Origin of the sequence: Streptomyces sp. WAC 01529 (genome assembly GCF_003945545.1) — a bacterium.
Taxonomy (GTDB): Bacteria; Actinomycetota; Actinomycetes; order Streptomycetales; family Streptomycetaceae; genus Streptomyces; species Streptomyces anatolicus.
Window position 1 is genome coordinate 4,898,981 of the sequence record NZ_CP029617.1, and the last position, 19,860, is coordinate 4,918,840.

The following is a 19,860-nucleotide window of genomic DNA, read 5'->3' on the forward strand; positions in this document are numbered from 1 at the left end:
TGTGTGTCGGGGATACTGGACAGGCAGACCAAGAGGGAAAGGCCCCACAACGTGACTGAGATCGAGATCGGGCGCGGCAAGCGCGGCCGCCGCGCGTACGCCTTCGACGACATCGCCGTCGTACCGAGCCGGCGCACCCGCGACCCGAAGGAGGTCTCGATCGCGTGGCAGATCGACGCCTACCGCTTTGAGCTGCCCTTCCTGGCGGCCCCCATGGACTCCGTCGTCTCGCCGCAGACGGCCATCCGCATCGGCGAGCTGGGCGGCCTCGGCGTCCTGAACCTGGAAGGCCTCTGGACGCGGTACGAGGACCCGCAGCCGCTGCTCGACGAGATCGCCGAGCTGGACGCGGAGACCGCCACCCGCCGCCTCCAGGAGATCTACTCCGCCCCGATCAAGGCCGACCTCATCGGGCAGCGCATCAAGGAGGTGCGCGACTCCGGTGTGGTCACCGCCGCCGCGCTCTCCCCGCAGCGCACCGCCGAGTTCTCCAAGGCCGTCGTCGACGCCGGTGTGGACATCTTCGTGATCCGCGGCACCACGGTCTCCGCCGAGCACGTCTCCGGCGCCGCCGAGCCGCTGAACCTGAAGCAGTTCATCTACGAGCTGGACGTCCCGGTCATCGTGGGCGGCTGCGCCACCTACACCGCCGCCCTGCACCTGATGCGCACGGGCGCCGCGGGCGTCCTGGTCGGCTTCGGCGGCGGCGCCGCGCACACCACGCGCAACGTCCTGGGCATCCAGGTGCCGATGGCCACCGCCGTCGCCGACGTCGCCGCCGCCCGCCGGGACTACATGGACGAGTCCGGCGGCCGGTACGTGCACGTCATCGCCGACGGCGCCGTGGGCTGGTCCGGCGACCTGCCCAAGGCCATCGCGTGCGGCGCCGACGCCGTGATGGTGGGCTCCCCGCTGGCCCGTGCCACGGACGCGCCCGGCAAGGGCCACCACTGGGGCATGGAGGCCGTCCACGAGGACGTGCCGCGCGGCAAGAAGGTCCACCTGGGCACGGTCGGCACGACCGAGGAGATCCTCACCGGTCCCTCGCACATCCCGGACGGCTCGATGAACTTCTTCGGGGCGCTGCGCCGCGCGATGGCGACGACGGGCTACAGCGAGCTGAAGGAGTTCCAGCGCGTCGAGGTGACGGTCGCCGACGCGCAGCACAAGCGGTGACGCTCGCGCTGAGCGTGTGACGTCGTGAAGGGGCCCGGACGCGGACGCGTCCGGGCCCCTTCACGCGCGCGTGCCTACAGGCGGTGGGCCGCGCCCGCCGGGGTCGCGCCCCGGGTGTCGAGGAGCAGCTGGGCCTTCACGGCCAGGCCTTGCAGGTCGTACGTGCGGTGGTGCTGGAGGAGGATCGTGAGGTCGGCGTCGGCGGCCGCCTCGTAGAGCGAGTCCGCGCGCGGGACGGGCCGGCCCAGGATGTTCCAGTGGGGGACGTAGGGGTCGTGGTAGCTGACGGCCGCGCCCAGCTCCATGAGGCGGGTCGCCACCTCCTGGGCGGGGGCGCCCTGCTGGTCGGCGAGGTCGGGCTTGTAGGTGACGCCGAGGAGCAGGACGCGGGCGCCGCGGGCGGACTTGCCGTGTTCGTTGAGCAGGGTCGCCGAGCGCTGGATGACGTACTGGGGCATGCGGTCGTTGACCTGCTGGGCCAGTTCGACCATGCGCAGGGGGCGGGCGCCGCGGGACGGGTTCGGGATGTCCAGGGGGACGCCGTGGCCGCCGACGCCGGGCCCGGGGCGGAAGGCCTGGAAGCCGAAGGGCTTGGTCTCGGCGCAGCGGATGACGTCCCACAGGTCGATGCCGAGGTCGTGGCAGAGCACCGCCATCTCGTTGACCAGGGCCATGTTCACGTGCCGGTAGTTGGTCTCCAGGAGGTGCACGGTCTCGGCCTCGCGGGGGCCCCGGGCGCGGACGACCTTGTCGGTGAGGCGGCCGTAGAAGGCGGCGGCCGACTCGGTGCAGGCCGGGGTGAGCCCGCCGATGACCTTGGGGGTGCCCGCGTAGCCGTGCGAGCGGTTGCCGGGGTCGAGGCGGCCGGGGGAGTACGCGAGGTGGAAGTCGCGGCCCGCGCGCAGGCCCGAGCCCGACTCGAGGATCGGACGGACGAATTCCTCGGTGGAGCCCGGATACGTGGGGGATTCGAGGATCACGGTGGTGTGCGGGCGCAGCCGCGCGGCCAGGGCGCGGGCGGCCTCGGCGACCTGGCTCAGGTCGAGCGAGCGGTCGGCGGCGGGCGGAGTGGGGGCGCAGATGACGGCGGTGCGGACCCGGCCGAGGTCGGCCGGGTCGGTGGTCGGCCGGAAGCCCCCCGAGAGCATCCGGCGGACGTCGGCGGCGGTGAGGATCCCCTCGGCGCCGTCGCAGGGCAGGCGGCCGCCTGCGAGGTCGGTGGCGCGGACGGGGTCGTAGCCGATGGTGGCGATGCCGCGTGCGACGGCGGCCTGCGCAAGGGGCAGGCCGAGGTGGCCGAGACCGATGACTGCGAGATCTGCGGGCATGGCGGTGGGCCGTCCTCCCAATAGCCGGAGCGGGACGAGCGCGCAAGCCCTGTGGACAAGGCGGACCAGCGCAATGTCAGACTAGGAGTAAATATGACCGATTTACGGTATTGCGCCGCGCCGAAGTCCGGAGTGTTGTCCACAGGCTGCGGGGTGCGATCGGCGAGCGGGGACGAAATCTGGGCATGATGTGAGTCCGACCACACCCGATCACAGCGGGAGGCAGCGGTGAGGACAGCGACACTGGGGCCGGCCGAGCGTGCCGAGTCACTTGCGGGAATGGCCGACCGGGAGCTGGACATCCTGGTCGTGGGCGCGGGGGTGGTCGGCGCGGGGACGGCTCTCGACGCGGTCACCCGCGGCCTGTCCACCGGCCTGGTCGAGGCCAGGGACTGGGCGTCGGGCACCTCCAGCCGTTCGAGCAAGCTGATCCACGGCGGCCTGCGCTATCTGGAGATGCTCGACTTCGCACTCGTGCGGGAGGCGCTGAAGGAGCGCGGCCTGCTCCTGGAGCGGCTCGCCCCGCATCTGGTGAAGCCCGTGCCGTTCCTCTACCCCTTGCAGCACAAGGGCTGGGAGAGGTGGTACGCCGGATCGGGCGTCGCGCTCTACGACGCCATGTCGATGTCGCGCGGGCACGGCCGCGGCCTGCCCATGCACCGCCATCTGACGCGCCGCCACGCCCTGCGCGTCGCCCCGTGCCTGAAGAAGGACGCCCTGGTCGGCGCGATGCAGTACTACGACGCGCAGATGGACGACGCCCGCTATGTCGCCACTTTGGTGCGCACGGCGGCGGCGTACGGCGCGAAGGTCGCCAACCGCGCGCGCGTCACCGGCTTCCTGCGCGAGGGCGAGCGCGTGGTGGGTGCCCGGGTGCAGGACGTGGAGGGCGGCGGGGAGTACGAGATCCGCGCCAAGCAGGTGGTGAACGCGACGGGCGTGTGGACGGACGACACGCAGGCGATGGTCGGCGACCGCGGCCAGTTCCACGTCAGGGCGTCCAAGGGCATCCACCTGGTCGTGCCCAAGGACCGGATCAACTCCACGACCGGACTGATCCTGCGGACCGAGAAGAGCGTCCTGTTCGTCATCCCCTGGGGACGGCACTGGATCGTGGGCACGACCGACACGGACTGGGACCTCGACAAGGCGCACCCGGCCGCGTCGAGCGCCGACATCGACTACCTCCTGGAGCATGTGAACTCGGTCCTTGCGGTCCCGCTCTCGCGCGACGACGTCCAGGGGGTCTACGCCGGGCTGCGCCCGCTGCTCGCCGGGGAGTCGGACGCCACGAGCAAGCTGTCCAGGGAGCACACGGTCGCGCACCCGGCGCCCGGCCTCGTCGTCATCGCGGGCGGCAAGTACACGACGTACCGCGTCATGGCCAAGGACGCCGTCGACGAGGCCGTGCACGCCCTCGACCAGCGGGTCGCCGAGTGCGTCACGGAGGACATCCCGCTCGTCGGCGCCGAGGGGTACAAGGCGTTGTGGAACGCCCGGGCGAGGATCGCCGCGCGGACGGGCCTTCATGTGGTGCGCGTCGAGCACCTGTTGAACCGGTATGGCGCACTGGCCGAGGAAGTGCTCGAACTGATCACCGCGGACCCGGCCCTCGGCGAACCGCTGCCGGGAGCCGACGACTATCTGCGGGCCGAGATCGTCTACGCCGCGTCGCACGAGGGCGCCCGGCACCTCGACGACGTACTGACGCGGCGCACCCGCATCTCGATCGAGACGTTCGACCGGGGCACGCGCAGCGCCCGGGAGTGCGCCGAGCTGATGGCGCCCGTCCTCGGCTGGGACAAGGACCAGATCGAGCGGGAGGTGCAGCACTACGAGAAGCGGGTGGAGGCCGAGCGGGAGTCGCAGCGCCAGCCCGACGACCTGACGGCGGACGCGGCGCGGCTGGGCGCGCCCGACATCGTGCCGCTCAGCTAGCGGGGCGGCCCGTCCGGGGCGCGGGGGCAGAACTCGGCGGTGAGAAGCGCCGCTTCCAGCCCCGGGTCGGCCAACTTGTCCGTGTTGATGCGGAAGGTGAGGACATGTCGGCCGTCGCGGGTGGCGGCGGTGCGGACGTAGTTCCCGGCGATATGGCCGTTGTGGCCCCACACCGTGGTGCCGCAGGGGAGCTTTCGCGGATACAGGCCCATGCCGTAGTGGCCGTGTGCGGCGCGGGTGTTGAGCATCTCGCGCAGGAGGGGCGCGGGGAGGAGGAGGCCGGTGAGCAGGGCGGCGTAGAAGCGGTTCAGGTCGGCGAGGGTGGAGATCACCTCGCCGGCGGCGCCCGCGACGCGTGGGTCGAGCCTGGTGACGTCCTTGCCGTCGCCCGAGTAGGCGCGGCCGTGCGGTGGGGGGAGTGTGGTGCGGGCGCCGGGGAACGAGGTGCCGGTGAGTCGGAGGGGGGCGAGGACGCGGCGCTCGGCCTCGGTGGCGTACGTGTTGCCGGTGACGCGTTCGATGACCATGCCGAGCAGGACGTAGTTCGTATTGGAGTACGCCCAGCGGCCCTTGGGGGTCCCGGGGCGGGCCAGGGCGGTGCGGACCGCCTGGGCGGGGGTGACGGGGGTGGTGCCGTGAGTGACGGCGGTGAAGTCGGAAAGGCCGCTGGTGTGGGTGAGCAGGGCGCGCAGGGTGAGGGTCCGGCCGTCGGCGCCGGGGCCGCGTACGAGCCCGGGCAGGTGGCGCTCGACGGGGTCGGACAGGGAGAGCCGGTGCTCGGCCGCGAGTTGGAGGACGACCGTCGCGATGAACGTCTTGGTGATGCTGCCCACCCGGAAGTGATCGGCGGGGGCGGGAGCGGGGCCGGTGCGGGCGGCGTGGGCGAAGTGGACACGGAGGCGGGCGTGCGGTCCCGGGGCGGCTGCCGCCGCCCGGGACCCTCTCGGCCGCGGCGCGCCGGATACCGGCGGTGCCGGGCGTACGGGCCTTGTCCCGTGGGGCTGTTGTGGCTCCGCGGGGGGCCGCTGGTGGCGCGGTCCTGCGGTGCTCGGGAGCGGTGCGGTCAGTTCGCGGGTCAGGAGGGCCGCGGCCGGGGCCTTGCCTCGGCCGATGAGCAGCGGAAGAGTGGCGTCCGTGGTCGACGTCGTGGGTTGCGGCGGGCCTGCCGTCAGGCTGATGAGGGTCGCCGCCACGACGATGGCCGCCAGTGAGCGCGGTGTCGGCATGGCGCTCCCTCCTTGTGCGCGGTCCATCATGCGGGACGGTGGACCCTGGGCGCCGGCCGGTCCCCGAGTAGGGGACAATGAAGGCTCTGTCAGGGCGGGTTGCGCGGGTAGCAGCGGTAGCAGCAGAGGGGACGCATGTCGGACGCGGAGCAGACGGGTGAGTCCCGTCGGGACAGGAGCGAACGTCTCCTCGCCGGCCGGTACCGGCTGGGAGAGGTGCTCGGCCGCGGCGGCATGGGCACCGTGTGGCGCGCCAAGGACGAGACACTGGGCCGTACGGTCGCGGTGAAGGAGCTGCGGTTCCCCTCCAGCATCGACGAGGAGGAGAAGCGGCGGCTCATCACGCGGACGCTGCGCGAGGCGAAGGCGATCGCGCGGATCCGCAACACCAGCGCGGTGACGGTCTACGACGTGGTCGACGAGGACGACCGGCCGTGGATCGTGATGGAGCTGGTCGAGGGCAAGTCCCTCGCGGAGGCGATCCGCGAGGACGGGGTGCTCACGCCGAGGCGGGCGGCCGAGGTCGGCCTCGCCGTGCTCGACGTGCTGCGCTCCGCGCACCGCGAGGGCATCCTGCACCGCGACGTGAAACCGTCGAACGTGCTGATCGCCGAGGACGGCCGGGTCGTGCTCACGGACTTCGGTATCGCGCAGGTCGAGGGCGATCCGTCGATCACGTCGACGGGCATGCTCGTCGGCGCTCCCTCGTACATCTCCCCGGAGCGTGCCCGCGGGCACAAGCCGGGTCCCGCGGCCGACCTGTGGTCGCTGGGCGGTCTGCTGTACGCGGCGGTGGAGGGCGTGCCTCCGTACGACAAGGGGTCGGCCATCGCGACCCTCACCGCGGTGATGACCGAGGACGTCGATCCGCCGAAGAACGCCGGTCCGTTGGAGAAGGTCATCTACGGCCTCCTCGCCAAGGACCCCGAGCAGCGGCTCGACGACGCGGGGGCGCGGGCGCTCCTGAGGGACGTGATCCACGCGCCGGAGCCCAAGGCGGAGCCGGACCCGGTCGAGGCGACCAAGGTCGTGCCGCTGCCTCCGGTGCCTCCGGCGCCGAAGAAGACGGCCAGGACGGCCAAGCCCGTCAGGGCGGGCACGCCGGCCCGGCTGACGAAGAAGTCGGGCGCGGCCGCCGGTGCCGCGGGCGCCGCCGGTGCGTCCGGGGCCGTCGCGGGCCGCAAGGGCGAGGAAGCCGCCGACGGGCTGAAAGGCGCGCTGCGCTCGGTCCGCAAGGCGGCCTCGGCGGCGACGGGCGCAGCGGTGGGCGCGGTCTCCGGTCCGCAGGCGGGGACGGGTTCGGCGACGGGGCCGGGTGCCGGCTCGGTGGCGGGCGTACCGCCACGTCCGAGTGCGTCGCCGATGGCACCTGCGGGTGCGTCGCCGCGCGTGGCTCCGAAGGCGTCGCTCACCGATGTGGTGCCGCGTCGGACGCTGGTGATCGTGTCCGTGGTGGCCGTGCTCGCCGTGCTCGGTACGGTGCTCGCCTTCGCGCTCTCGGGCGGGGAGGACGGCGACTCCGGCAAGGACAGCAAGGGCGGCGACAAGGCCGCGTCCAGCGGGGCGAGTGCCGGGGGCGACGGGCAGGGCAAGGACGGCGCCGACGCCGGTAAGGGCGACGCCGGTAAGGACACGGACAAGGGCTCCGGTTCGGGCTCCGGGTCCGGGGACGACAAGGAAGAGGGCCAGGGCACCGACCCGGGCAAGGGTTCGGACGCCGACGAGGGCGAGGGCCACGACCCGGGCCAGGACGACGGCAAGAAGCCGGGTGACGGCGCCGAATCCACGTACGAGCACTCCCAGGGCTTCAAGATCGGGCTGCCGAAGGGGTGGAAGTACCAGTCCACGAGCGTCGCGGGCGCGCGGTTCACCGGGCCCGACGGGCAGAAGCTGCTGGTCGGTTGGACGACCGCGCCCAAGGACAACCCGGTGCTCGACTGGAAGAACCAGGAAAGGCACATGGTCCGGTCGCAGTATGACCGGATAAGGATAGAGAAGGTGGATTTCCGCGGGTGGAACACCGCCGACTGGGAATTCACCTATGTGGAGGGCGGGACCAAGTACCGGTCCGTCGACCGGGGCTTCGTCGTCAACGGCGGACTGGGCTACGGAATCATGTACACGGCCAAGGCCGACGACTGGAAGGGCGATCAGCGGCGGGACACGTGGCGGACCTTCACGAAGACGTTCCAGCCGAAGTCGTGAGTCCGCGCCGGGCCTGAGATTGCGGTGACGGGATCTCGTATCCCCTCATTGCGGTTCGCCCACGGCACGTATCGTGAGTGCCTGCGGACCGTACGCAGCCGCAACGAGCCACAAGACGAACGGAATTGACCACCGGGCGGACGGGGGAGGCATCGTGGACGACTATGCGGGACGGGTGCTCGCCGACCGCTACCGCCTGCCGCTGCCGCCCACGGACGAGTACGAACTCGCCGAATCCCGCGCCTTCGACACGTACAGCGGGCAGGAAGTCCTCGTCAGGCAGGTCCCGCTGCCGGAGATCGTCGAGGCGGAGGTCCTTGAGGAGGACGACCTGCCCGAGGGGTTCGTCCCCCGGGCGGGTGCGGGCGGCGCCGGAGTGCGGCGCTCCGCGGCGCGGACGACGCGCAGGCCCACGGATCCGGCCGTGCGGCGCGCGATGGAGGCGGCGCAGACAGCCGCGCAGATACCGGACCACCCCCGGCTCGACCAGGTCTTCGACGTGTTCGCGGAGGGCGGCTCGCTCTGGATAGTGAGCGAGTTGGTGGCGGCGAGGCCGCTGGCGGCGCTCCTCGCGGACCGCCCGCTGAGTCCGTACCGGGCGGCGGAGGTCGCGGCGGACGTCCTCGCGGCGCTGCGCGTGCTGCACGCGCACGGGTGGGTGCATCGGAACATCACCGCGCGCACGGTCCTGATCTGCGACGACGGCCGCGTGATGCTGACGGGCCTGGCGGCCGGGGCGGCCGAGGAGGCCCTGTGCGGGTACGACCCACGGCCCGTGGAGGCGGGGGAGGCCACGGGTTCCGCGGGGTCGGTCGGGAATGTGGCGGCGTACGAGTCCGGGGACGTGCCGCTCGAACCCGCACCGGAGGCGTACGAAGGGGCCGAAGCGTACGAAGGGGCCGACGAGGCCGTCGAGTTCGGGGGGCGCGCGCGGGGCGGCGGGGATGCCGTGGCGCGGCGGGCTGTCGAGGCGTCGGAAGCGGCGGAGACCGCGGGCGCCGCGGGGGCTGCCTGGGGCGAGGCGCGGGGCGGGCGCGGCGGGTCCATCGCGGCGTACCGCGCGGGGGCGGCGCGGGCGGCGGCCCGGGTCGACGAGGAGACTCCCGGGGTGCCGGGGCCGCGGAGCGGTGAGGGCGGCGGCTTCGGGACGGCCCCGGAGACGGCCGGGTACGAGACGGCGTATGAGTCGGCGTACGAGGCGGCGGGCGGAGAGTGGGAGCCCGGGGCGGCCGGGCGGATCTCGGACCCCTACGGAGTCGGCGAGACGAAGCCCTGGCACGGGGCGGTGCCGCGGGGGCCCGGCGCCGGTGCCGGTCGAGGCGAAGCCACCGTCCCCGGCCAGGGCGTGATCCCCAGTCAGGGCATGCCCCGCAGTCAGAGCGGCCCCGGTCCGGGCGTGAGCTTTGGCCAGGGCCCGGCCTACAAGGAGCACGGAGAAGTCGGCGAGGAGTACCGGAACCGGGAGCAGGGCGCCCGGGAACAAGCCCCGGAGCAAGCCCGGGAACAAGCCCCGGCGCAAGGCGACTGGGGCGTGCCCGAGGGCGAGGCGGCCGGGCTGCGCGGGCCCACCACCGCTCTGGCCGCCGAGCGGGCCCGGCACGCCCGCATGGTCGTCGTCGGCGCCGTCACCGAGCGGTGGGCGCCCGAACAGGCCGGCCCCGTGCACGAGAACTGGCAGCTCGCCGCGCCGATCGGTCCCGCCACCGACCTGTGGGCCCTCGGGGCGCTGCTCTTCCGCGCCGTGCAGGGACACGCGCCCTACCCCGAGGACAACACCGCCGAGCTGGTGCAGCTGGTCTGCGCCGAGCCGCCCGCCTTCGCCGAGGAGTGCGGCCCGCTGCGGCCCGTCGTCGAGTCCCTGCTCCGCCAGGACCCCACCGAGCGGCTCGACTTCGAGGAGCTGGGCGGCTGGCTGCGCTCGTTGGTGCGCTCCGCGCCGGAGCCGGAGGCCGGGGCGCATGTCGTGCCGGTGCCGCCCTACGACGCCGGACGACTGCCCGTCGTACGCCGCAGGGGCGAGGTCGTGCGCAGGTGGCGTGCGACGGCGCCCGCCACCACCGGCGGGCCGGGGCACGGGCGGCACAAGCGGGGGCGCGGCAAGGACGTGCGGGCCGCGCGCGGGCGCCGCGACCGCGAGCCGCGAAGGGTCCGCGAGACCGCGCCGCCGCGCGAGCCCAGGCTGGTCCACGAGACCGGGCCGAGCCGCGCGCCGCGGGCCAGTGGCCCGGCGCGGCCCCGCTCGCTCGGGCGGCTGCTGCTCCTCGCCATCCTCGTCGGGCTCGTCGCGGCGATCGCGTACGCGATGTTCTTCATGCCCAAGAGCGACGACAAGGCGTCGGGCGACCGCGCCGGGACCGTGGGCGAGGCGAGCACGGACCCTGGCCGCGAGGCCACCACGGGCCCCGGCCGCGAGCAGACGGCGCCGCCCGGCGATGACGAGCCCAGCAGAAGCCCCAGCTCACAGGAGCCGCAGACCTCCGGCCCCGAGCCGGCGCAGGGATTCGCGCTGCGCAAGGACGCGGAGGGCTTCCGCGTCGCCGTGGCGCGCGGCTGGGACCGTCAGCCCAAGAACGGGCGCGGCCAGGTCCGTTACACCCACGGCGGATTCGAACTGCTCGTCGTGCCGGGCCGCGACACCACGGACGGTTACGGCAGCGACCCCATGGAGTACCAGCGCGAGCACGAGCGCGAGCTGCAGCCGTTCCGCGACTCCTCCTGGGCGACCTCCAGCGGCATGCGGCGCATCGACGTCGGCGGACGTGCCATGGCCGAGGGGCAGTTCACCTGGCAGGACGCGCAGGGCCGCGAGATCTACGTACGCAATCTCGTGATGGTCGTCGGCGGGAAGTACCACGTCGTGCAGGTGCGCGGGCCCGAGGCGGAGCGGGACGAGGTGTCGCGGCTGTACGAGCAGGCGTCGAAGACGTACCAAGTATCCGGCTAGCGACGGCCCCTGTGGTTCCCCGCGCGCTCCTCCCTCCTTAACCTGGCCTTGTCAAGACCATTGCGGGGGAACGTGAATCAGAGCCAGGGCCTGCTCCTCGCGGGCCGCTACCGACTCGGGGAGCCCATCGGCCGCGGTGGCATGGGACGCGTGTGGCGCGCCCAGGACGAGGTGCTGCACCGTGCCGTCGCCGTCAAGGAGCTGACGGCCGCGCAGTACGTGCAGGAGGCCGACCGCGCGGTCCTCTTCGCGCGCACGCGGACCGAGGCGCGGGCGGCCGCCCGGATCAACCACCCCGCTGTCGTCACCGTTCACGACGTCGTGGAGTACGACGACCGGCCCTGGATCGTGATGGAGCTGGTCGAGGGCTGTTCGCTGGCGGACGCCGTCAGGGAGCGGGGCCGCGTCGAGTCCGGCGAGGCCGCCCGCATCGGCCTGTGGACCCTCAGGGCCCTGCGCGCCGCGCACGCCGCCGGGGTGCTCCACCGTGACGTCAAGCCGGGCAACGTCCTGCTCTCCGAGGACCGGCGGATCCTGCTCACCGACTTCGGGATCGCGGCGATCGAGGGGGACTCGACGGTCACGCGGACCGGCGAAGTCGTCGGTTCCGTCGACTACTTGGCGCCCGAGCGGGTCAGCGGCGCCGTCCCGGGCCCGGCGTCCGACCTGTGGGCGCTCGGCGCCACGCTGTACACGGCGGTGGAGGGGAACTCCCCGTTCCGGCGCACGTCACCGATCGGCACCATGCAGGCCGTGGTCACCGAGGAGCCCGCGCCACCCGGGCACGCGGGCGTCCTCGCACCTGTCATCAGCGCCCTCCTGCGCAAGGACCCGGCGGCCAGGCCCACCGCCGAGGAGGCCGAACTGATGCTCGCCGAGGCGGCGGAGGGGCGGCGGCCGAGCGGGGTGCAGGCGTACGAGCCGACGCGGGTGCACGCGCGACACCCCGTACCCGGGCGGAGCGGGACCGACTCCGGGCTGAGCGGGACCGACTCCGGGCGGAGCGGTTCCGACGCCGCGACCGTGGTCGAGGGGGCCGCCGGGGGCCCGGACGCGGGTGGCGGTGAAGGCTCCGCCGGGGCGCGCGACAGACCCGCGTCCGCACCGTCCGGCCGCTCCGCCGGAAGCCGCGGCTGGCCCGCCGTCGTCGCCCTCGCCCTCGTGGCCGCGCTGGTCGGCGGCGGTGGCGTCTTCGGCTACCTGCGCTTCATGGCCGACGACGACGGCCGGACGCGGGCCCCGGCGGCCGAAGGCGGCCCGGGCGAGACCGTCAGCGGCATCCCCGAGAACTGGCGGCGGGTGCACGACCCGAACGGCTTCAGCCTCATGCTGCCCAAGGGCTGGAAGCGTGAAGTCGACGGCGACCAGGTCGACTACACACCCGACGGCGGCCGCCGCTTCCTGCGCATCGCCGTCGAGAAGAACCCGCAGTACGAGACCCCGTACCGGCATCAGCTCTCCCTGGAGAGACCCCTGCGCGAGAAGCTGCCCGACTACCGGCGGCTGCACCTCAACTCCAACACGTTCCGCGACCAGCGTGGCGCCCTCTGGGAGTTCAGCTGGACGGCGGGGGCGAACGACACCACCGCGGGCCCGCGCCGCGCCATCGAGCAGATGTATATCGGCCGTGACGGCGTCGAGTACGGCCTCTACATGTCGGCCCCCGCCGACAACTGGGCGAGCACCAGGCAGCAGTTCGACGCGATGCTGCGGGGATGGCGAGAGGGGTGAGCGCCCCCGCGCGCTCCTGGGGCATCCGGTGCGCCCCCGATGCGCCCAACGACTGCGGCCGGAACCCGTCCGCCACTCGGTGAGACCCATTCCGTTCGCACACCTGTGGGGCATGATGGCCGCATGGGGAGCCTGGGAGACCGCGCAGGTGGGGGCAGCGACCGTGTGATCGCCGGCCGTTACCGCCTGGAGGCGCGACTCGGCCGGGGCGGGATGGGAATCGTATGGCGCGCCACCGATCTGCTTCTCGGGCGGCAGGTCGCCGTGAAGGAGCTGGAGCGGGACGAGACGCTCTCCGACACCGAGGCGACGCAGCAGCACGAGCGGTCCCTGCGTGAGGCGCGTGCCGTGGCCCAGCTGCGGCATCCGCACATCGTCGTCGTCCATGACGTGGTCGTGGAGGACGAACAGCCGTTCATCGTCATGGAGTTGATCGAGGGCGGTTCGCTGGCGGCCCGCATCGCGCGGCACGGGCCGATCGACGCGGAGACCGTCGCCCGCATGGGCATCGACCTGCTCGGCGCCCTGAGCACCGCCCACGAGGCGGGCATCCTGCACCGCGACCTCAAGCCCGGCAACGTCCTCATGGAGCGGGACACCGGCCGTGTCGTCCTCACCGACTTCGGGATCGCGCAGGTCACAGGGGCGACGACGCTCACGGAGGTGGGGTCGTTCGTCGGCTCGCCCGAGTACACCGCGCCCGAGCGCATCGCGGGGGAGCACACCGGCCCCGAGTCCGACCTGTGGTCGCTCGGCGCGCTGCTCGTCACCGCGCTCGCCGGTGAGTCACCCTTCCGCAGGGACTCCATCGGCGGAGTCCTGCACGCGGTCGTCTACGAGGAGATACGCCCGCCGGACAGCGCGGCACCGCTCCTCCCGGCCGTCCTCGGCCTCCTGGAGCGCGACCCCCGGCGGCGGCTGGCCGCCGCGGAGGCGGAACGGCTGCTGCGCGCGTACGTCGACACGGGGCGGATGCCCGAGCGGCCGGGGAACGGCAGGCCCGGCCCGCTCACGCCCGCGCCCGGCGGCTTCCTCCACCCGCGCCGCGGGTCCGCACCCGGCGGCTTCCTCCACCCGCGCCGCGAACTGTTCCCGGGGCGCGCCGAGCCCGCCGGGCCGCGGGGCCGCCAGAGCCGGGCCATGCTGATCGCCGCGGCGCTGGTGGCGGCCGTGGCCGGGGCCGGGGTCTCGGCCACCGCGCTCCTGCTGGGCCGGGACGGGGACGGCGGCACGCCGACCAACTCGGCCTCGCCCTCCACCACCGTCGGCGACCCGACCCCCACGGTGACGGTCACTCAGGGCACGCGTACGCCCGAACCGGCCCCGCCCAGGCCGTCCACGCCCCAGCCGCCCGAGGGCTACCGGCTGGCGAAGGACCCCGAGGGCTTCACGATCGCCGTGCCGAAGGGCTTCAAGCGGAAGACCGACGGGCCCCGGGTCTTCTACATCTCGCCGAGCGGCACCTACCGCGTCGGCATCAAGGAGACGGACCCCGAGCCGGGCGGCCCGCTCGCCGCGCAGCGCCGCGCCGACACCGAGGGGCCGCGGAACAACCCCGGCTACCGCAACAGCGAGGTCACCGAGACCACGCGCAACGGCCGGCCCGCCGCCCTGTGGGAGTTCACCTGGGACGGCTTCAGCGAGACGGAGGGCGAGCGGCACACCTACGACCTGTGCTGGGAGGAGGGCGGCAGGATGTACGACGTGTGGGTCTCGGGCCCGGCGGAGCAGGCGGAGCAGACCCGGAAGTACTTCGACACGGCGGTCGACACGTTCGTACGCGGGTAGCGGCGGACCCCGCGCGCCATGGCCCCTGCGTGACCTCGTGCATCACCCCGGTCACAAGTCGAGGGTCTGGCTGGAAACCGAGGTACCCCGCACGGTAATCATGGGGACATGAGTAATGACGGGGGCACCTCATACGGCCCGTACGAGCCCACCAGCTACGGCCTGCAACCGCCGCGACAGCCCGGCGTCCCCGGACAACTCGGCCCGAATCCATACGTCCAGCCCGCCCACGTCGCCCCCGTACCGGACCAGCCGTCCGAGATCGACCCCGGCGCGGGCCGTCTGATCGCGGGACGCTACCGGCTGCTGGCCAAGCTCGGCCACGGCGGCATGGGAACGGTGTGGCGCGCCAAGGACGAGACGGTGGACCGCGACGTCGCGGTGAAGGAGCCGCGCCTGCCCGACCACCTGCCCGAGCGCGAGCGCGCCAACGCCTTCGAGCGGATGCGCCGCGAGGCGCGCGCCGCCGCCCGCCTCGACCACCCCGCCGTCGTCAACGTCCATGACGTGGCGGTCGAGGACGGGCAGCCGTGGATCGTCATGGAGCTGGTCCAGGGCCGTTCGCTCGGCGCCGCGCTCCAGGAGGGCACCCTGGGCGCCCGCGAGGCCGCCCGCATCGGCCTCCACGTCCTGAACGCCCTGGACGCCGCGCATCAGGCCGGCATCCTGCACCGGGACGTGAAGCCGGACAACGTCATGCTCGGCAGGCACGACCGGGTCATCCTCACCGACTTCGGCATCGCCCAGATCGAGGGCGAGACCAATCTGACGGATACGGGCGGCTTCGTCGGCTCGCCCGAGTTCATCGCCCCGGAGCGGGTCCTCGGCCAGCGCCCGGGCCCGGCCTCCGACCTCTGGTCGCTGGGTGTCGTCCTGTACGCGGCGACCGAGGGCGTCTCGCCGTTCCGCCGCAGCAACACCCCGGCGACGCTCCAGTCCGTCCTCAACGCGACGCCCGCCGCGCCCGCCGCGGCCTCCGGCCCGCTCGCCGAGGCGATCAACGGCCTGCTCGCCAAGGACCCGGCGCACCGCCCGGACGCGGCGCGGGTCCGCGCCCTCCTGGAGGAGGCGGCCAAATCCCCGCAGCCGGCGCCGACGCAGGTCGTCACGGTCGCGGGCGGCGGCGACGGGCGCGGCGGCAAGGGAGTCTTCCTGAGCCGCAAGGCGCTGGCGGTCATCGCCGGGGTGGTCGTCGTGGCCGTGGCGGCGGGCGTGCTGGCGGCGCTGAACCCGTTCGCGGGTTCGCAGGCCGAGGGGTGGAAGGAGCACGAGGCGAAGGAGTTGGCGGCGACCGTCTCCGTGCCCGACGGGTACAAGAAGACGGAGGACGACAACTCCGAGGAGAAGAAGCACTGGGTCCAGTACACCGACCCGAGCGGCAGCGTCTGGGTCAACCTCTCGCTGATGAAGAAGGCCGAGGACAGCAGCGGGGAGATCGCGGCCACGGCGGCCGCGGAGATGTACGACGACGACGCCGTCTTCAAGGAGTCCGGCAACTACGAGTTGGGCATGGCCTCCGACCCCGTACCCAAGAGCGACTCCAAGGAGACCGAGTTCAAGGAGGAGAAGGCCGCCGAGAACACGGTCGTCTACTCCACGACGGACAGCGAGAACCCGCGCCCGCGCGAGCTGAAGGCCTTCTACTACAAGACCAAGTCGGGCGACATGTACCGGATGCTGATCGGCTACCCCGGCAAGGGCGACTTCACCGAGCGGGGCCGCGAGGTCGCGAGGACCGCCATCGAGAACCTGGAACTCGACAAGCTCTGAAAAGGTCTCCCCGAGGGGCGTGGCGGGTGACAACGCGCTGATCAGCAGCTTTGTCGCCAGCAATCACTGGCGTCTTGCGAGTGGGCGGTGAAGGCTGATTACCGATGGGTACCCAAAACCCTGACGTGCGCCTACTCTCACGAGCATGACGGACACGCAGGCCACCGCAGCGCCCCTCGGAACGAACCCGACCGCCCCGGCCCCCGCAGGCGCGCGCACCGCCGCCGACGTGGTCACGCCCGAGCTGATAGCCCAGCTCACCCGTGACGTCATAGGTTCGGGGCGCACGGCCAACCACACGCCGCTCACCGGCGAGAAGCTGGCCGACCTGCCCGAGTCCACCCCCGAGGACGTGGCCACCGCGTTCCAGCGGGCCCGCACCGCCCAGATCGCCTGGGCCAGGACGCCCGTACGGCAGCGCGCCGCGGTGCTGCTCCGCTTCCACGACCTGGTGCTCCAGCGCCAGGCCGAGGTGCTCGACCTGATCCAGCTGGAGACCGGCAAGGCCCGCCTCCACGCGCACGAGGAGATCCAGGCCGTGGTGGTCGCCGCCCGGCACTACGGCCGCAAGGCCCCCTCGTATCTGAGCCCCAAGCGGCACACCGGCGTCGTCCCGGTGCTCACCAAGGTCACCGAGAACCGCCAGCCGCGCGGGGTCGTCGGACAGATAGCTCCCTGGAACTACCCCCTCGAACTCTCCATCGGCGACGCGCTCCCGGCGCTCGTCGCGGGCAACGCGCTCGTGATGAAGCCCGACACGGAGACCTGCCTCACCGCCCTGTGGGCCCGTGACCTGATCATCGAGGCGGGCCTGCCGTCCGAGGTCTTCCAGGTCGTCCTCGGCGAGGGCCCGGTCGTCGGCCCGGAGATCGTCAAGCACGCCGACTACGTCTCCTTCACCGGCTCCACGCGCACGGGCCGCGAGGTCGCGCAAGGCGCCGCGGCCCGCCTGGTCGGCGTCTCGCTCGAATTGGGCGGCAAGAACGCGATGCTGGTCCTGCACGACGCCGACATCGACAAGGCGGCGGCCGGCGCGGTGCGCGCCTGCTTCTCGTCGGCGGGCCAACTCTGCATCTCCATCGAGCGGTTGTACGTCCACGAGTCGATCGCCGACCGGTTCGTGGAGCGCTTCGCCGAGCGGACGCGGGCGATGCGGCTCGGCACGTCCCTCGCGTACGGCGCCGACATGGGCTCACTCGTCGGCGAGCGGCAGCTGGAGACCGTGACCCGGCACGTCGAGGAGGCCGTCGCCAAGGGCGCCACGCTGGTCACGGGCGGCGTCGCGCGCCCGGACATAGGCCCCTACTTCTTCGAGCCGACCATCCTGGACAACGTCGAGGCCCCGATGGCGGTCTGCACCGAGGAAACGTTTGGTCCGGTCGTCTCCCTCTACCGCTTCACGGACGAGAACGAGGCGATCGAGCTGGCCAACGCCACGTCGTACGGCCTGAACTCCTCGGTCTGGACGAAGGACGGCAGCCGCGGCCGCAAGATCGCCGCCCGCCTGCGCACCGGCACGGTGAACGTCAACGAGGGCTACGCGCCCGCCTACGGCAGCGCCCAGTCCCCGATGGGCGGCATGAAGGAGTCGGGCCTCGGCCGCCGCCACGGCTCCGAGGGCATCCTCAAGTTCACCGAGGCGCAGACCGTCGCCCACCAGCGGCTCATGCCGCTGGCGCCGTCCTTCGGCCTCGACGACGAGAAGTACGCGGCGTTCATGACCACGAGCCTCAAGGTCATGAAGGCGCTCCGACTGCGTTAGCTGCGCCCCGTAAGGGGCGCGGGGAGCTGCGTGAGCAACCACAGACGGCCTGCGGGCAATTTGACGAGGAGAGTCGATGTCACAGGAGAGCTCTGCCCGGAACCAGGGCACCGACGTGCCCGGCGACGCGTACGACAGCGACGCGTACGACTACGACGTCATCGTCGTGGGCAGCGGCTTCGGCGGCGCGGTCTCCGCCCTGCGTCTGACGGAGAAGGGCTACCGCGTCGGCGTCCTCGAAGCCGGGCGCCGCTTCACGCGCGCGACGCTGCCCAAGAACTCCTGGGACCTGAAGAACTACCTCTGGGCGCCCGCCCTCGGCCTCTTCGGCATCCAGCGCATCCACCTGCTCGGCAACGTGATGGTCCTCGCGGGCGCCGGAGTCGGTGGCGGCTCGCTCAACTACGCCAACACCCTCTACGTACCGCCCGCCCCGTTCTTCAACGACCCGCAGTGGAAGAACATCACGGACTGGCAGGACGAACTGAGCCCCTACTACGAGCAGGCCAAGCGCATGCTCGGCGTACGGCTCAACCCGACGACGACACCCTCGGACGTCCATCTGAGGGCCGCCGCCGAGGAGATGGGCGTCGGCGACAGCTTCCACATGGCGCCGGTCGGCGTCTTCTTCGGCGACAAGGACGACGCGGACGGTACGTCGACGACCCGGCCCGGCGCCGAGGTCCCCGACCCCTACTTCGGCGGCGCGGGGCCCTCGCGGCGCGCCTGCACCGAGTGCGGCGAGTGCATGACCGGCTGCCGGCACGGCGCGAAGAACACCCTCAACGAGAACTACCTCTACCTGGCGGAGAAGGCCGGGGCGGTCATCCACCCCATGACGTCGGTCGTCGCCGTCACCGAGGACTCACGGGGCGGTTACGCCGTCGCCACCCTGCCCACCGACGACAGGCGCAAGGGCAAGGGTCGGGTGTTCAAGGCCCGCAAGGTCGTCATCGCCGCCGGTACGTACGGCACGCAGACGCTCCTGCACCGCATGAAGGACAGCGGCCTGCTCCCGCGCGTCTCCGCCCGGCTCGGCACGATGACCCGCACCAACTCCGAGGCCCTGGTGGGCGCCCAGACCACCGACCGCCGCTACCGCAAGCGGCACGGCGGGCAGAAGGTCGACTTCACCAAGGGCGTCGCGATCACCTCCTCGATACACCCGGACGAGAACACGCACATCGAGCCCGTCCGCTACGGCAAGAAGTCCAACGCCATGGGCAGCCTGACCGTCCTCCAGGTCCCCTACAGCGCGAAGGGCGGCAAGGCGCGGGTCGCCGGCTGGCTCGCCAACGTCGCCCGCCACCCCATGCTCACGGTCCGGTCGCTCTCCAACCGGCGCTGGTCGGAGCGGGTCATCATCGGCCTGGTCATGCAGTCGCTCGACAACTCCCTGACCACGTACCGCAAGGAGAAGGGGATCGGGAAGGGCCTGCTCACCGCCCGGCAGGGCCACGGCGCGCCCAACCCCGACCAGATACCGGAGGCCACGCGCGCGGCGACGCTCCTGTCCAAGGAGATCAACGGCTTCGCCGGTTCGAACATCGGCGAGCTGATGGGCACCCCGCTGACCGCCCACTTCCTCGGCGGCTGCCCCATCGGCGACTCGGCCGACACCGGTGTCATCGACCCCTACCACCGGCTCTACGGCCACCCGGGGATCTCGGTGGTCGACGGCGCCGCCGTCTCCGCGAACCTGGGCGTCAACCCGTCCTTGACCATCACCGCGCAGGCCGAGCGCGCGATGTCGTTCTGGCCCAACAAGGGGGGTGTGGACCCGCGTCCGACGCAGGGCGAGCGGTATGTGCGGCTCACGGCCGTGGAGCCGAAGACCCCGGCGGTCCCCGCGGACGCCTTCGGCGCGCTGAAGCTGCCGTTCCTGGGGATGCCGACGGTGCCGCCCAAGCGGTGAGCGGGGTCGGACGCGCGTCCGGAGATACACGTAAGGACCTGCGCCCCCCTCCGAGCGCAGGTCCTTCCGCGTGCTTG

General features: G+C 72.7%; 11 protein-coding genes. 9 read left to right on the plus strand and 2 right to left on the minus strand.

Annotated elements, in window-relative coordinates; genetic code table 11:
* The first annotated feature begins 51 nt into the window (after positions 1-51).
* Entirely contained in the window at positions 52-1,176 is a 1,125-nt protein-coding gene (locus tag DMA15_RS22240) for a GuaB3 family IMP dehydrogenase-related protein (RefSeq protein ID WP_125514508.1), read from the plus strand.
* A gap of 74 nt (positions 1,177-1,250) precedes the next feature.
* Here the strand turns inward: DMA15_RS22240 and DMA15_RS22245 are convergent, their stop codons facing one another.
* Positions 1,251-2,504: a nucleotide sugar dehydrogenase gene (locus DMA15_RS22245; protein ID WP_125514509.1), complete on the minus strand. Its 1,254-nt coding sequence runs from the start codon at positions 2,502-2,504 to the stop codon at positions 1,251-1,253.
* A 228-nt stretch (positions 2,505-2,732) separates the two neighbouring features.
* Here DMA15_RS22245 and DMA15_RS22250 point away from each other — a divergent pair, with 228 nt between their 5' ends.
* Complete coding sequence (locus DMA15_RS22250) at positions 2,733-4,442, plus strand: glycerol-3-phosphate dehydrogenase/oxidase (protein WP_125514510.1); 1,710 nt, start codon at positions 2,733-2,735, stop codon at positions 4,440-4,442.
* On the opposite strand, the gene DMA15_RS22255 is transcribed toward DMA15_RS22250, so the two are convergent.
* A complete protein-coding gene (locus DMA15_RS22255; protein WP_125514511.1) occupies positions 4,439-5,668 on the minus strand; it encodes a serine hydrolase domain-containing protein in 1,230 nt (409 codons plus the stop codon). The genes DMA15_RS22250 and DMA15_RS22255 overlap by 4 nt on opposite strands.
* A gap of 135 nt (positions 5,669-5,803) precedes the next feature.
* Here DMA15_RS22255 and DMA15_RS22260 point away from each other — a divergent pair, with 135 nt between their 5' ends.
* The 7 genes from DMA15_RS22260 (at position 5,804) to DMA15_RS22290 (ending at position 19,783) form a co-directional block, all read left to right on the plus strand.
* The gene (locus DMA15_RS22260; RefSeq protein WP_125514512.1) at positions 5,804-7,873 is read left to right on the plus strand and encodes a serine/threonine-protein kinase; all 2,070 of its coding nucleotides are present in this window, start codon (positions 5,804-5,806) and stop codon (positions 7,871-7,873) included.
* 154 nt (positions 7,874-8,027) lie between these two features.
* Entirely contained in the window at positions 8,028-10,817 is a 2,790-nt protein-coding gene (locus tag DMA15_RS22265; protein ID WP_125514513.1) for a protein kinase, read from the plus strand.
* 72 nt (positions 10,818-10,889) lie between these two features.
* Positions 10,890-12,548 carry a serine/threonine-protein kinase gene (locus DMA15_RS22270; RefSeq protein WP_125514514.1) on the plus strand — a complete coding sequence of 553 codons (1,659 nt, stop codon included), beginning with the start codon at positions 10,890-10,892 and terminating at the stop codon, positions 12,546-12,548.
* A gap of 123 nt (positions 12,549-12,671) precedes the next feature.
* Positions 12,672-14,336 carry a serine/threonine-protein kinase gene (locus DMA15_RS22275; RefSeq protein WP_125514515.1) on the plus strand — a complete coding sequence of 555 codons (1,665 nt, stop codon included), beginning with the start codon at positions 12,672-12,674 and terminating at the stop codon, positions 14,334-14,336.
* Between the two features lie 108 nt (positions 14,337-14,444).
* On the plus strand, positions 14,445-16,106 hold the full coding sequence (locus DMA15_RS22280; RefSeq protein WP_125514516.1) for a serine/threonine-protein kinase: 1,662 nt from the start codon (positions 14,445-14,447) through the stop codon (positions 16,104-16,106).
* A gap of 145 nt (positions 16,107-16,251) precedes the next feature.
* Positions 16,252-17,868 (plus strand): succinic semialdehyde dehydrogenase, encoded by a 1,617-nt coding sequence (locus DMA15_RS22285; RefSeq protein WP_125514517.1) that lies wholly within the window; start codon positions 16,252-16,254, stop codon positions 17,866-17,868.
* Between the two features lie 76 nt (positions 17,869-17,944).
* Positions 17,945-19,783: a GMC family oxidoreductase gene (locus DMA15_RS22290; protein ID WP_125514518.1), complete on the plus strand. Its 1,839-nt coding sequence runs from the start codon at positions 17,945-17,947 to the stop codon at positions 19,781-19,783.
* The last annotated feature ends 77 nt before the right edge of the window (positions 19,784-19,860 follow it).

Bases quoted from the DNA above. Each gene is read 5' to 3' on its own strand.
- DMA15_RS22245 (WP_125514509.1), bottom strand. From the start codon at position 2,504: ATGCCCGCAGATCTCGCAGTCATCGGTCTCGGCCACCTCGGCCTGCCC.
- DMA15_RS22255 (WP_125514511.1), bottom strand. From the start codon at position 5,668: ATGCCGACACCGCGCTCACTGGCGGCCATCGTCGTGGCGGCGACCCTC.
- DMA15_RS22260 (WP_125514512.1), top strand. From the start codon at position 5,804: ATGTCGGACGCGGAGCAGACGGGTGAGTCCCGTCGGGACAGGAGCGAA.
- DMA15_RS22275 (WP_125514515.1), top strand. From the start codon at position 12,672: ATGGGGAGCCTGGGAGACCGCGCAGGTGGGGGCAGCGACCGTGTGATC.
- DMA15_RS22280 (WP_125514516.1), top strand. From the start codon at position 14,445: ATGAGTAATGACGGGGGCACCTCATACGGCCCGTACGAGCCCACCAGC.
- DMA15_RS22285 (WP_125514517.1), top strand. From the start codon at position 16,252: ATGACGGACACGCAGGCCACCGCAGCGCCCCTCGGAACGAACCCGACC.
- DMA15_RS22290 (WP_125514518.1), top strand. From the start codon at position 17,945: ATGTCACAGGAGAGCTCTGCCCGGAACCAGGGCACCGACGTGCCCGGC.